The 13,664-nt window shown below is 48.7% G+C and carries 9 protein-coding genes and 2 pseudogenes; 3 read left to right on the top strand and 8 right to left on the bottom strand.

The features are described 5' to 3' along the window. Positions 1 to 463: 463 nt before the first annotated feature. The 8 genes and pseudogenes from HPY71_13340 to HPY71_13305 all read right to left on the bottom strand — a co-directional run bounded on the left by HPY71_13340 (position 464) and on the right by HPY71_13305 (position 10,271). Positions 464 to 1,519, bottom strand: coding sequence for a hypothetical protein (locus HPY71_13340; protein ID NPV54477.1), 1,056 nt, complete (start codon positions 1,517 to 1,519; stop codon positions 464 to 466). 72 nt (positions 1,520 to 1,591) lie between these two features. After that, complete coding sequence (locus tag HPY71_13335) at positions 1,592 to 2,854, bottom strand: Gfo/Idh/MocA family oxidoreductase (GenBank protein NPV54476.1); 1,263 nt, start codon at positions 2,852 to 2,854, stop codon at positions 1,592 to 1,594. A gap of 47 nt (positions 2,855 to 2,901) precedes the next feature. Further along, a complete protein-coding gene (locus HPY71_13330; GenBank protein NPV54475.1) occupies positions 2,902 to 3,909 on the bottom strand; it encodes an ABC transporter permease in 1,008 nt (335 codons plus the stop codon). Continuing rightward, positions 3,906 to 5,423 carry a sugar ABC transporter ATP-binding protein gene (locus HPY71_13325; GenBank protein NPV54474.1) on the bottom strand — a complete coding sequence of 506 codons (1,518 nt, stop codon included), beginning with the start codon at positions 5,421 to 5,423 and terminating at the stop codon, positions 3,906 to 3,908. The genes HPY71_13330 and HPY71_13325 overlap by 4 nt, the downstream gene beginning before the upstream one ends. Positions 5,424 to 5,539: 116 nt before the next feature. Next, positions 5,540 to 6,559 carry a sugar ABC transporter substrate-binding protein gene (locus HPY71_13320; protein NPV54473.1) on the bottom strand — a complete coding sequence of 340 codons (1,020 nt, stop codon included), beginning with the start codon at positions 6,557 to 6,559 and terminating at the stop codon, positions 5,540 to 5,542. A 493-nt stretch (positions 6,560 to 7,052) separates the two neighbouring features. Continuing rightward, on the bottom strand, positions 7,053 to 8,264 hold the full coding sequence (locus tag HPY71_13315; GenBank protein ID NPV54472.1) for an ROK family protein: 1,212 nt from the start codon (positions 8,262 to 8,264) through the stop codon (positions 7,053 to 7,055). A 29-nt stretch (positions 8,265 to 8,293) separates the two neighbouring features. Beyond that, positions 8,294 to 9,505, bottom strand: coding sequence for a hypothetical protein (locus HPY71_13310; GenBank protein ID NPV54471.1), 1,212 nt, complete (start codon positions 9,503 to 9,505; stop codon positions 8,294 to 8,296). A 361-nt stretch (positions 9,506 to 9,866) separates the two neighbouring features. Next, positions 9,867 to 10,271, bottom strand: a pseudogene (locus tag HPY71_13305) (IS256 family transposase). 642 nt (positions 10,272 to 10,913) lie between these two features. Between HPY71_13305 and HPY71_13300 the strand changes: the two are divergent. The 3 genes and pseudogenes from HPY71_13300 to HPY71_13290 all read left to right on the top strand — a co-directional run bounded on the left by HPY71_13300 (position 10,914) and on the right by HPY71_13290 (position 13,626). Continuing rightward, a pseudogene (locus HPY71_13300) lies at positions 10,914 to 11,381 on the top strand (transposase). A gap of 495 nt (positions 11,382 to 11,876) precedes the next feature. Then, a complete protein-coding gene (locus HPY71_13295) occupies positions 11,877 to 12,809 on the top strand; it encodes a dihydrodipicolinate synthase family protein (protein ID NPV54470.1) in 933 nt (310 codons plus the stop codon). After that, on the top strand, positions 12,790 to 13,626 hold the full coding sequence (locus HPY71_13290) for an ABC transporter permease (protein NPV54469.1): 837 nt from the start codon (positions 12,790 to 12,792) through the stop codon (positions 13,624 to 13,626). Before HPY71_13295 ends, HPY71_13290 begins: the two co-directional genes overlap by 20 nt. The last annotated feature ends 38 nt before the right edge of the window (positions 13,627 to 13,664 follow it).

Below are 13,664 nucleotides of genomic sequence, written 5' to 3'. Positions count from 1 at the left end.
TGCCACCCAAGTATTACAAGATCCCTGTTCCAAAATCTTGAAGGTGTAGTAACACGCCTGTTTTAGGCTTTGGTGCCACAGATGGCGTCATTATGCCCATTTGAGCCGATTTGTGTGACTACCGACTGTTCAAAACCAGATTGGCAAAGTCGGCATTTCGGGCCATGAAGAGTCCCCTTGCTGAGAGACCAATCTTTCATCAGTTGAAAAACCGGGTAGAGACCCACATATTCTTGTGCGTGCTTGCATATCACCTGCTCGTCTCCATAGAGAAGACGCTGCAAGACAGAGGGTTTTACACGAGTTGGGCAACCATGCGGGAATCGCTGACCAACCATCAAGGCGCTAGGCGTATCACCACGGATGATCAAACCGGTGAAGACATGGTCGCAAGATAGTGACGTAATTTGACAATGAACATAGGTACCGCAAGGGTTCCAGCGTTCAGAGTGCGGAAGTTGGGTTAGCTATTCACCGCCTCGATAAACGCCATGATGTTCTCCCAGGGGACCTCCGGCTCTATCACATGGGTGGGGGCCAAAACCAATCCCCCACCCCTCCCTACCGTTTCAATCATATACTTCACCTGTCGTTTTACATCTTCCGGAGTGCCAAATGGCAAGACGCTCTGAGTCCCAATGGTCCCCCAGAAGGCGAGCCTCTCCCCATAGAGCTCCTTCAGCTTAACTGGGTCCATCGACTCGGGTTGAACGGGGTTCAGCACATCCACGCCGATCTCGATCAGCTCCGGTATGATCGGCTCGACATACCCGCAGCTGTGATAAAAAATCAGAATATCCCGCTTTACATTCCTTGCTGCCTTAATCACGCGGGCGAGTCGAGGCTTTAGCCACTTGCGCCACATGGAAGGGCTCATCATCATTCGGCTCTGCATCCCAACGTCATCGCCAGTGACAAGGATGTCTACATCTACCTTCGCCATTATGGCTGCCGTCTCCTCAGAAAGGGAAGTAACCTTGTCGAGAAGAGCAGCAGCAAAGGCTTCGTTCTGTACAAAATCCATCAGAAGGTTCTCAAGCCCTCGAAGTCCCCACGCTGTCTCGAATATGGTGCCATCAAAAAAGGGTGGAAGGCCCATGACAGCATACCCGCGGCGGTGCCATTCCTCTACCTCTTTTATAACGTCCCTCCAGCGATATTCTTCGGTAAGGTCAGGAAATGGGTATTCTTCTATCTCCTCAATACTCTTCGCCCGTGCAAGAGGGTGGACCATATCCTCGAAATGGGCATAACCAGACCCCTTTATAAAACCAATGCCCCATTCATTTACGGTGCTTCCGGGTGGAAGATTACCAAGATATCGCGAGAAGTCTATTACTTTCCGGCTCGGAGCAAACTCTACCTTCCTGACCTCTAGGTCGAAGTACTCTGCTGGATCCTCCGCCCCTGTCATCTTCCTAAAAGTCTCTAAAACAGGGGGCGTAAACTCGAAATATTTCGGTATTCTGTCGGGGAGAGACCGGTTTAGAGTAGTAAGAACTCGCTCTCTAGGCTTCATAAAATGCACACCACCTATGTCGTATCAGCATAAGCTATGTCGTCGTATGCCCATTACGAACCTCGTGGAGCGTTACTTCATCTGCTTTTTTAATTCTTCGATATACTCCTCAATCATTATCACACGATTTTCCCTTCTCGATTTTTCAGCGGCGAAGGCGATGATATGGCTTTCTACTGCGCTTGTCACCCTGGTTAATTCTTTACCCACCCCATTGATTGACCTGATGAAGTCCTGCATGATGCCATAATCGCCGCCGCTATGCCTGTCTTGGTATGGATTTAGGTGGATCACCTCTCGGGTACCCGACATAAAATCAGTAATCTCTAATTCGTTTTTATCAAGGGCGGCTCTGATTTCTCCTTTAGTCCCCATTAATTTCATGGTTCGGGTACACTCATTGGTAAAGGCACACATAGAGAAACTTATGGTCACATCATTTTCAAATTCAAGGTTTACCAGTTGATGGTCCACCACATCATTATCACATTTATAAACACATCTACCGTAAGGGCCGTCCTTCAAGGCATTGATGCGTCCTTGCTCAGAGGTGTCTACACTAATCACCGTAGATGAAAATCCGGAATTTTCCCTCAGATAGACATCCGGTGCATAGAATATGCAATCATATTTTGCCGGGCAACCATCAAGACACCTTGACAAAGCGCCCTTCGGCGCATTTGCCTCCACAAAGTAACTCAATTTACCAAACGATGATACCTTGACACATTTAGCGCCCACTAGCCAAATAAATATATCCATATCATGGCAGGATTTTGACAGAATCATCGGGCATGACTCTTCCGAATTCCGCCAATTTCCTCTTACAAAGCTATGGGCATAATGCATAATACCTACATTTTCCGAGTAATGGATGGATATAAGCCTTCCAATTTTACCATTATCTAGAATTTTCTTCAGGGCTTGGAAAAATGGGGTATAGCGTAAAACATAACATAGCATAAATACCCGATCATACTCTTGAGCATACTCACCGATTTTTAAACACTCACCTGGGTCGGTCGAGATTGGCTTCTCAAGTAAAATGTGGTAACCTTTTTCAATAGCTTTCACCGCCGGGTGGAAATGCATCCGATCAGGAGTGCAGATTAAGATCGCATCAGCCAGCTTAGGTCGATCCAGCAATTCTTCCCAACTCGCAAAGCACATTTCATCTTTTAGGCCATGCAATTGTTGAAACTTTTTTCTTCGGTCTTTATTTCGGGTTGCCACTGCTACAAACTCAGCCTCATCCGGGTTTGTAAGCGCATAACTTCCATAGGCGTTCATTCCCCTGTCCCCTGCTCCCAGGAGAGCAAGTGTTACCTTCTTCATACGGATTTCCCCCCAGATATTTATTTTAGTGCATACCGCGGTTAGATCTATTCCCGACTATCAGAGAGAGAACCCCCCGTCACCGCCGCGATGGTTACAAGGCCAATAACAAGTCCTCGCAAGAAAGGAGTTACATTCATGATTACCAGGGAATTACTGATTAATCCAATCAATACAACTCCAAGAAAACTACTGATGGCATCACCTTTACCACCGTGGAGGGAAATACCTCCGACAATTACCGAAGCAAGCGCGTCGAGAGAATAGGAATCTCCGGTGTTGGCGAGGGCCGATCCGACACGTGAGATGAGGATTAAGGCAGCCAACGCATTTACGATACCGACAACTACATATGCGGTTAAGATAATTCTCCGGGTATTAATGCCGGAAACGTAGGCTGCTTTCTTATTTCCCCCGATTGCATACAAAAAACGCCCGTACTTGGTGTATTTAAGGACTATAAAAGCGGCAGTCATTGTGCCGAGGAAGAAAAGGATTGAGACGGGGATAAAATTAAATATTTTCCCCCGCCCTAAAGTCTGAAATCGGCCAAACAACATATAGGAACCACCACCGGTCACCAATAACGCAATAGCGCTATACATTGAACTAAAACCAAGAGTAATAATGAACGAAGGAGCCTTGGTCTTGACTACAGTGATGCCGTTAATCATGCCCATAATTGCCCCAATAAGAAACGCAAGAATGACTGCTATTGGAATGGCGAAAGGCACAAGCATGGGGATCAAAGGATTACCATTCGGCAAGCCCCCTACTTTTTGGATGATCATCGCCAGAATCACACCTATCAGTGAGACTTGGGCCCCAACCGAGATGTCGATTTCACCGGCGACCAATAGCATTCCAACTCCGCTGGCAATGATTCCGAGTACGGAGATTTGTTGAAAAATATTAATGATGTTATTCACATTGGCAAACCGAGGATTGACGATAGTAGATACGGTACAGATAATAATTATTAAGGCAATCCGTACCAGCGACTGATTGTTCAAAATTTCTCTTCGCCTTTCATTAGCTATCACGAGCGCTTTCAAGGCAACCCCCCCTTTTCATCAACTCCCATTGAATAGTGGAGAATGTTTTCTTCAGTGATTTCTTCACCGGTAAGAATTTTAACCAGCCGTCCATCCCGCATCACGCCGACACGATCGCAGATAGAGACCAGCTCTGGATTATCGGAAGAGATCATGATAATTATTTTACCCTTGTCTGCTAGTTCATCCATTAGCTTGTAAATTTCGCTTTTGGCTCCAACATCGATTCCAGCTGTAGGCTCATCAATAATTAAAATATTTGACCCGGCGAAAAGCCATTTGGCGAGTACAACTTTCTGTTGGTTTCCACCACTCAGGTTTCCAACGAGTTGGGAGTTGGATGGAGTCTTCACCATCAGCTTTTGAGATATCACATTCGTCTCAACATACTCTTTTATCAAGTTAAGGAAGAAGGAAGAGCTCTTAGCGAGCTGTACCAGGCTGATGTTTTCAAAAATAGGCCGTTTCATAATCAATCCTGTCGATTTTCGATCCTCAGTCAGAAAACCAATTCCTTTTTGAATTGCATCAGAGGGATTTTTGGGGGTGATGTCTTTGCCACAATAAACGAGCCGCCCTGAATCTTTTTTATCTAGCCCGAATATCATCCGCGCAAGCTCCGTTCGCCCAGATCCAACGAGGCCTCCGATACCGAAAATCTCGCCCTTTTGAACAGTGAACGAAATATGGTCAACCACCCCTTGGCGGTGGTAATCGATCACCTCAAGATGTTCACCTTTTCCCCCGGGCGCTTCACTTCGTTTTCGGTTGTATAGCGACGTAGTGGATTGGCCGATCATCTGATGAATAATATCGTTCATTCTAATCTTTTTCACCTGGTGGGTACCGACTTTCCGGCCATCTTTTAATACCGTTACACGATCACAGATTTCAAAAATCTCTCCGAGATGATGGGAGATATAAATCACGCTCCGGCCCTTTTCCGTATACTTTCTGATTAACTTGAACAGGATGTTTTTGCCTTTTTCATCAAGGGAAGCGGTTGGTTCATCAAGGATCAAAATTTGAGCATTACGCGAGGTTGCCTTCGCTAAACTAACAAGTTTCCTTTCGATAAAGGTTAAATCACTTAGTTTTCGATCTGGAGATATTGCGATATTAAGTTCTTTTAGTAAGTTAGTCGCGGCGTTCACAGAGGCTGATTCGTTGACGAATCCAAACTTATTGCTTGGGAGATCGTGTAAAAAAATATTATCGGCCACCGAAAGCTCTTCGACCAACTGATTTTCTTGATGAACAGTTTGAATACCAAGTTCAATGGATTTGGATGGTTCAAGGTAGTTGAATGCTTTGCCGCTAATGATAATCTTCCCGGAGTCGGGTTTTACTGTTCCCGCGATGATTTCAACTAGGGTGGATTTACCAGCACCGTTTTGGCCAACGAGAGCGTGGACCTCCCCGCATTTTAGCTCGAAATCAACCTCGTCAAGAGCTTGAACTCCCGGATATCGCTTACAGATCTTTACGGTTTCCAGGATATTACCTTGTTCCATTTGATATCCCTCGGTTCCAAACCTTATATATCACTAGAATAATGCCCCTAATCAGGGGCTGAAGAGATTCTTTCAAGCCCCTGATTAGGGGCATTATTCACACTTACTAGGACATCCTACTTTTTCCGCAATTGGGGTTTGTAGACTCCCGTCTTCACAAATTCTTTAACGACCGGAAGCCAACTAACATCCATATCCCAAGGGATCAGCTTTTCCTGCCAAGTTTTGGCGCTGACCCAAATGAACGGGGAATAAGCCTTCTTTTGATATGTCCGGCCCTTCAGGTATGAAATCAGGTTCTCAGCGCAGATCATTCCATGCAGTGATGGGGATTGACTTATTGCGTAATCCAGATCACCCGTCTTGAAGTTCTCAACATCCATCGGGCCACCGTTGACGGAGACGACCACCACCTTATCGCGAGGGATGTTCTCTTCTTTCAGGGCTTGGATGATTCCTTCAGTGATCTCCTGGCAAGCACCCAGCGCTACGTTGAACTTGACACCGGACTGAATAATTGTTTTCATAATTCCCAAGGATTTAGCAGTAGCATAGTCTCCGTATTGAATATCAGTTGCTAGTTTGACATCTTTTACTTTTTTGAGCTCATCAGTCAAGCCCTTAATATATTGAAGGACTGGCGGACTGCCGGCAAACCCTGAAATATATACCAGGGATAACGGGCCCTCTTCATCCTTCCGGAGATTGTCAATAATATAGCGATAAATCTGCTCCCAGTTGAAATCGATATCGGCAATCGGTTTTCCTTTGCCCGGGGCCAGACCACTTTCAGTAATTTGAATGGGGATTTTGGCATCATTGGCTAGGCTGCAGGAGTATTGAGCGCTGTCGGGAGTAGCAGCTGTAAGATTGATGGCGTCAACAGCCATGGTAATAAGGTTTTGAATAGCGGTTGTTTCTTGATCCGGTTTGTAACCATGATATTGCCAAACCAGCTTAACTCCTTCTTGTTTCGCCACAAGCTCAAAGCCTTGTTTGAACGCCCCAAACCAGCCAATCTCATAGGGAATCACTACGCCAATTGTTAACTGTTTCGAAGACACCGCCGGAATGCTGATTGTGAAGATCAACCCGATGATCATCACCATGAGCAGAGTCTTACTGATTCTTTTCATTTTTCTTCCTCCTCATATAAAGCTATATAAGCACTTTATTTACATCGCTTAGTCCGTCGCCAAGTAATGCCCAAGAATACCTACATCCCAACTACCTACCTCCCCCCTTTCCATCGACGTGGTAAACTCCAACTGGGTTCCCCACCTCCGCATGGGCCTGATATTTACGCCCGCCCTGAAGAGAAACTCCACCGTCCCATAGATGCATGGCTTGTAGAATCAAACATCGATTTCAAAGAATTTCAAAGATCTAATACAGTCATGGCAACGAGAGAGGCAATCTTCTACGCTAAAGGCCTCATAACACTAGATTTAGGTTGATTAGAATAGATCATAACGGGCTATACGTACCATGTCTATTTTATTTTCTATAGAGCTATGAGAGAGAGCCATGAGAAGGGCGTACTCTATTCGATTATCAATGTACAAGGGAGTCTAGACCAAACAATATCAACTCTTTTCCTTAGAATTGGCAGAGAACCCTGTTTCCCAGTTATCTACCAATTAATCCGAGAGAGTTCCCCATTATCTGAGTCTCGCCGGCAACCACTCGCCTCGGTGCGAGAGACTCCTGAATCACGTAGGCTGCCGCGCCGATGAGGCCGGAGTTCACTCCGAGACCGGCCTTCGCCACCTCAACATCATAAAGCGGGGTTCTCATGAGCCGGTCCTTGAGAACTGCACGTACCGGTTCCAAAATGAGCTCCCCGGCCTGAGCTACGCCTCCTCCGAATACCAGCATCGCGGGGTTGAACAAATGCACGAGTGTTACACACGCGACCCCGAGGAATGTACCTGCTTCCCTAAACGCCTCTATAGCACACTTATCTCCGCCAAGTGCAGCCTCGTAAACGTCTCTACACGTAAGATCGGGCTTCGTGGCAAGAGTGGAGCCAGGCTCGCTCTTCGCTGCGGCGCCTCTCGCTATCGCGCTGGCCGAGCAGTAAAGCTCAACGCAGCCCACGTTCCCACATCTACACCGTGGCCCGTTTGGAACGACAGTAATATGCCCGAGCTCGCCAGCAGCATGGCGCGCCCCTCTATAGAGCTGCCCCCCAGAGATGATTCCAGAGCCGACTCCGGTTCCAACTGTAACGTAGATGAAATCGTCGCACTGGCGCGCAGCGCCAAACCACTTCTCACCCAGGGCACCTGCGTCGCCCTTATCGAGGATGTAAATGGGCACCTGTAGCCGTTGCCCGAGGAGCGACCGAAGCGGAACGTTCTCCCAACCGAGGTTTACAGCCTTGAGTAGCTTCCCCGTCTCGCTGTCTACCAGACCCGGAACGCTCACCCCGAGGCCCAGAAGCTGGTCCTCAGGGATGTTTGCCTGCTTCAGCAGCGACCGCATTCGGGTGACCAACACCTCGACGAGGCTACCGGGATCCGGCTCTCCGATGGTCCCCTCGTCATATGCAAAAACCCTAGCGTTCAGATCCGTAAGTGCCAACGCCATCCTGGTAGCGCCCAGCTCAATCGAACCAACCGATGCATAATCGGGGTTGAACACGAAAAGTATAGGCTTACGACCTCCGCGTGATTCGCCGTACCCGATTTCCTTCAGAAGGCCGCTACTGCACAGTTCGTTTGCGAGCACTGTTGCTGTTGTGCGGCTTATATTGAGCGCCCGGCTGATCTCAGTGCAGGAAACCGGCCCTTTCTCCTTCACAAGCCTAAGGATAGCGTGCTTATTGTATTCTTTCATCAACGCTTGGTGGAAGAGAGTCACGTCACTCAACCTCTCTCCTTGGATCGGGTTTCGCGGGTCAAGCCCAAAGCACACCCGGAGATACCAGTTTCAGGTTGACTCAGGCTCCCCCAATCTCTGGCGGCCCTGACCATGGCATGTACGTTTTCCGGGGGGGTGGCCGGGGCAATGGTACAACCAGACGCGAATACGAAACCCGAGACAGCTTTGCACGCTTCAATGATGCTCTTGCTCTCCTCGTAGACTCGGTCTGGTGTCTCCGACATGATGTGGGCAGGATTCAGATTCCCGATAATGCAGACCTTGTCGCCAACACGCTTCGTCGCCTCTGCGACGTCCACCTGGTAATCTACTTCAATCCCCTGCGCCCCGGAGGTCGCCATCGCTTCGAGAATTCTCGAGCTATCGCCACAAATATGAAGCACACACGGGCAGCCTGTGTCGGCAAGCGCACGAAATACCATTTGCTCGAACGGAAGCGCGAACCTCTCGTAGAATTCTGCGCCGATGAGACTCCCGCTTGCAGCAGCGTCGCCGGTATTGAGGACATCCGCTCCTGCCGAAGCCATCGCTTTCGCATACCTGATGACTGCCTTCGCGCAGATCTCAAGAAGGTCGAAGGCAAACTGGGGTGAGTCGATGAGGTCATACATGAACTCGGCGACCCCGCGGAGTTGACACGCAAACGAGAACGGGGACTGATCAAAGTTACCGATAACGCAGCACGAATTCCCAAGTTCCTTCGCCACCAGTTCAACCGCCCGGAGCATAAGGGGCCACCGACCGTCCCGTTGGGGGTCCGGAAGTCTCAAGTTCTTAAGCTCATCAGAAGAGCTGATGATCGGCCGCCCGAACGGAGGGCTGTCCTCCGGATATGTGAGAACGCATCCCATGGCCTCGGCATTGACCCACGTATCAGCCGCGACATAGACAGCGTCGTAACCGAACTGACGCTGTGCCGCGACAATGCTTTTGGCGAGGAGAGATGCACTGCGACTGTATGCCCCGATCGATATTCCGAAAATACGTGCGGCATAGTGACCCACAAGAGGGGTGACCGGGACCCGGTCATGCCGCTCGCGTCTGAGGGCGCAAAGTACCCTCTCCCTGGAACTCATAGCTTTCATCGTAAAAATTCCGCCCCCCCCTGCATAACGGTGGGGAACCAGCTCCATGAATACCATACCCCCGGAGAGCAACGACGATGTCGTCGCGCCTTCCGCCGGTTCTCGCCTCATAGTGTTAATTGCCGCCCCCGGCTACTCAGTAGCACCCCGGAGGCAATGACCAGGAGACTTAGTTAGACCACTAGACAAACAAATTATTCTACGTTCGCCTCTCGATTCCTTCCGACGGTGAGCCTGGGGATGAAAAAAATTCTCCAACATCGCGGGAGTCAGAGCGCAAGTCTACTTGCTACAGGGAACCGCCGTCTGCTTTAAGAGAAGGGTGGCGGCCGGGTCCCTCAGGAGCGTCCGTAAGTCACGTCCCGTTAAGTGGTGTAAATTAGGATTTCCGCGTTCTGGTAAGGATCTACGGCGCGTATCCGTCTAGAAGTGCCACCTCCCCGCATGATTTTTCGCTCACACACATTGCATCGAGCTTGGCCATCGATGCCTGGCTGAAGTAGCGTCGCGGCGCTTCCGCCCACTCATCACTCTGCTCTTGCAGGACAGCCCCTGCCAGTCGTATTAAAGACTGGCGATTGGGGAAGATACCCACCACGTCCGTTCGGCGGCCGATCTCTCGATTCAGCGGCTCCAGGGTATTAGTGGAGTATATCTGGCACCAGTGCCCGCACGGAAACGCCATGTAAGCAAGGATGTCATCTTCTCACACATAGGGGTACTCACCCTCAAGCGGCCGGTTAAGGAAGGCTGAGATTTTCTCATCGAGCTCGGCGCAAAGCCGCGATACTTCGTTCTTGCTGACCCCACTCATGCCCAGAGCCCGTACCAGCTCGTCCACTTTACGGGTGCTGGTACCGGGGATGTATGCCTCCTGCTTGCCAGGGTAGGATAGGGCAAATGAAGGTCATAGAAGACAGAATTAATAAGATGCTTAGGTTACCTCCCAAAGATAGGACATTCAAGGTACCCCCGAACCAATATAGCTAGGACGATATTGAAAAGATTATGAGACCTGATTTGGGCGTGCCGATGCCTCTTATCAAGATAATGTGGGAAACTAGACAACAGATTGAGAACATAGGTGATATTAGGGGCATCAGTCTATGACATTCTGGTTGGGCGCCGGATATGGCGGGGGCTCGCTTCAATGTATGTGAAGGATATTTATCCGGAGGTCATTTGAAATGGGATGGGAGGATATCGAATACAGTTTTCGATGCGACAATTGTAGCGCCGAATTATCATGGAAGGCTAGCAGACTATGGAAACGCGGCGATACTATCAAGTGCCCAGGATGTGATAAAAAAGTAGCCCTGGGATCTCCTCCTTTGCCACCTGAGTTTATCAGTTGGACTCGATTTTGACCCATTTCGGAATCAAAAAATGGCTTGATATCGGCATTTTTGGCCATGCCACTGAGGGAAGCCTCAAAAATGTAGTGGCAAAATATTTAACGGAATATGTTGCTAGATATTGAATGAACCTACTAATAAAGGAAGCGGAGCCGGGTTATGTGGACTGGGTTTTAGATGAGGAGCGGATTAGAAAAGATGAGAAATTCGACGGGTATTACGGTATCCAGACCAATGAAAGGGAGATGAGTGTGAAGGGTGTGCTGGCAGCATACCATGACCTATGGAAGATTGAAGAATCCTTCCGGATTATGAAGACGACTCTGGAAGTGCAGCCGGTCTTCCATTGGACTGAGCCACGTATCAAGGGGCACTTTGTGGTTTGCTTTTTAGCCTTTCTACTCGCCCGCACCTTGGAGTTCAAACTTTGGAAGGCCGGGGTAGAGGCTTCAGCGGAAATGATTAGGGAAGCCATAAATTCTATGAACTTTGCCAAGGTAGAGATCGACGAGAGGGAGTATCTTATTAAAACCAAGGGGACTGATTTGAGCAACAAGATACTGAGGTTGCTCCGCATCAAGCCACCGGTAAATGTTTTACCAGCCAGAGAATTCCAGAACCTGGGTTTGTAGTGGCAAAATGTACACTTTCAAAAAGAACTTTTCGGGTTTGATGCGGGTTTAGACAGGGTCAACTGATAAACTCAGTCTAAAAGAAAGTATCTCCCTGACTCGGTTTTTCCATAGAACCAATCAGAAAGAAAGAAAGAAAACCTTCTTCGCAAGTAATCATACAATCCCTTATCCCCTACTTATCCCTAAGACTTTTCTCCTTCTTATGTTGTTCTTATCTGAGGCTCATATTGTCCTCATCTAAATCTTATTTGGGAGGTCAGCCTGACAAAAGCCGCAACAGTAAACACGCATTCGCAAGGAGCTTAAAATAAGGCAACATCATCTTCCAGAGGAAATTTTACACTGCAATCCGGACTTGACCGATTAAGGTTTATTGAACAATATCTATATTGTAAGATGTCAAGTTGTAAGACCGCAGCTTCGGAACATGGATGAAGTAGATTCTATCCAGCCCACTACAAATCATGAGAACTGCGGAAGAGGGGAACAAATGTGCAATCATTCGTGGAAAAAATGACCGGCGTTATCTGCCCGATTGTGACACCGCTCAAAGAGGACGAGTCGTTGGACGAGAAGGGTCTTCGTCGCCTGGTCAACCATCTACTCAGAGGGGGAGTAAACGGCGTTTTTGTTTTGGGAACAAGCGGGGAACTCCCAACGCTTACTGACCGCGTCAGGTTAAAGGCGGTTGAAGTTGTCGTTGACGAGGTACGAGGTCGGGTACCGGTTCTGGCAGGAGCCGGGGAAGCGGGAACCAAGAGATCCATTGAGCTGGCGCGAACCCTGAGTAAAATCGGAGTCCAAGGTCTGGTTGTCTGTCCCCCTTATTACTTCCAGAGCAACTCCCAGTCCGAATTGATCGATCATTTTGCTGCGGTGGCCGGGTCTATTGAGCTTCCTGTTATGATCTATAACATTCCCCAAACTACGAAGACATCAATTGAGGCGGAAACGGTCGAAGTTCTGTCCAGGATTGACAACATTGTCGGAGTCAAGGATAGTTCAGGGGACTTTACTCATTTTCAGGAACTCTTGATGCGTTTCCGCAAGGAACAGTCATTCCGCGTGTTTCAGGGCGCCGAACGCCTTAGTGGAATAAGTGTGCTTTATGGAGCGGACGGCGTTGTAGCCGGGCTGTCTAATGTTGCCCCGAGACTGGTTGTAGATCTCTACCTGGCAGCCAAGAGTGGCAACATTGGCGAGGTCTTCAGATTGCAGGAGAAACTGAATCACCTTTTCAAAATTCATCTGTTTGGTTCCTGGTTAAGTGGACTAAAAACGTCTTTGGAGATTTTGGGAATATGTGGAGGGCGTGTCAGCGCCCCGATTTTCGAAGTTAAACACCATACCGCCGAAATAAAGAGAATACTCGAGGAGTGCGAACTTTTTCCTGGGGGGATATATAGTGGAGAAGCTTCAGCATAGGACGGGAAAAACAGTTGCCAAATCCAAGCCCTCTTCACTTAAAGAACGATTAAAACTAGCAGACTTTGGGACAGGTTTAACCTTCCTCTTTGCGCTTATTGCATGGGAGGTTGTAAGCCGCGTTTTCCATATTCCCGTTTACATACTCCCCCCACCCACCTTGATCATAGGACAGTTTTTTGCCAGATTCGGCATGATATGGAACCACGCAAGGGTCACCATCTTTGAAGTCATGTTGGGATATGGTACGTCCATATTGATTGCCATACCGACTGCGGTAGCCATATCGCGTTCGCGCTTTGTTGAGAAAACGGTCTACCCACTGCTTGTCTCATCACAGTTCGTTCCGAAAACGGCGATTGCTCCTTTGTTTATAATCTGGTTCGGCTTTGGCGTTATGCCAAAAGTGATGTTGACGTTCCTGATGTCGTTCTTCCCACTGCTGGTCGACTCCGTCATAGGCTTTAAGTCCCTGCGGCCCGAAATGGAATACCTGGCTAAATCAATGGGGGCAAGCCCTCTTCAGATTTTTCGCCGGATCCAGTTTCCCAATGCGCTTCCCAATATCTTCGGCGGACTCAAGGTTTCAGGTGCCTTTGCCACTAGTGGGGCTGTGGTTGCCGAGTTCGTCGGTTCGGATTCAGGGCTCGGGTATCTTCTCCTTCGGGCTAACGGGGACTTTGATACGGAACTCCTATTCGCTATATTGTTCTTCTTGACGGCGTTTGGTTATGCTCTCTACGCCTTGGTGGAACTAGTTGAAAGGGCCACCATTCCCTGGCATGTATCTAAGCGGGGTGAAGCGGCCGGGCAATGACTGTATGTAGCCTTGCGCGGGAGGGGGGTACGTAAGAA

The organism is Bacillota bacterium (assembly GCA_013178125.1).
GTDB lineage: Bacteria > Bacillota > SHA-98 > Ch115 > JABLXJ01 > JABLXL01.
Note: the sequence above shows the minus strand (reverse complement) of the source record. Positions and strands in the feature narration are given on the sequence as shown.